This window comes from Ideonella sp. P3_A4 (assembly GCF_056403075.1).
In genome coordinates this window covers 1-751 of sequence record NZ_JBFUGE010001260.1, presented here as the reverse complement: position 1 = coordinate 751, position 751 = coordinate 1, and the positions used below count along the sequence as shown (strand labels likewise).

Here is a 751-nt window from a genome sequence, read left to right as displayed (position 1 = left end):
CTGCTGGAAATGTCCAAGAACGACCCGCTGGCCGCCATCGACCTGGTCACCACGCTGTCGTACTCGTCGATCGCCCAGAAGCCAGGCTACCCCGGCCCCGGCGTGTGGGTGCGTGGTGGCGGCAAGGCCTTGTGCCGGCTGGTGCTGGCCAAGCAAGGCAACAACCAGCTCTACCACCAGGATTTCGTCGCGTGCAATGGCTACGCGGGCGCGCTCGACGCCGCCGCGAAGGTCACGGCGCCTGCCACGCTGATCCTCGGCCGGCGTGACCAGATGACACCGCCCAAGGCCGCGGCCGAAATCGGCAACGCGCTGAAGGCCTGCGTCGAAACCGTTGATGCCGGCCACGTGTTGATGGCCGAAGCGCCGGACGCCACGCTGGCCGCACTGCGCGCCGCACTGGCTTGATCTCATCCCGATTCACAACCAAGCGACTTCTCGTTTGAAAACCACACTCATCGCCCTCGCCACCACAGCCGCGCTGGCGGGCAACGCATTCGCCGAAGACACCACCGAGCAAGCCAAGGACGCCGCGCGCTACAAGACAGCAAGGGAAGTCGTTCAGGATCTCGGCCGCATCCTCGCCCCGACCGGCATCCAGGAGACCTACAAGACGAAGATTGGCGGCATCGACCAGTGGCTCAGCGTGCGCGGCCAGGACCGGAGCAATCCGATCATCCTGTTCGTGCATGGCGGCCCCGCCTCGCCGCTGATGCCGACGATGTGGCAGTTCCAGCGCCCTATCGAAGAG

General features: G+C 65.9%; 1 protein-coding gene and 1 pseudogene. Both read left to right on the top strand.

The annotated features are described in order from the left end of the window. Positions 1-408: alpha/beta fold hydrolase (locus tag AC1DYI_RS37435; protein WP_477209114.1), on the top strand; the 408-nt coding region annotated here is incomplete at its 5' end. 34 nt (positions 409-442) lie between these two features. Beyond that, positions 443-751: pseudogene (locus AC1DYI_RS37430) on the top strand (alpha/beta fold hydrolase); the annotation flags it as partial.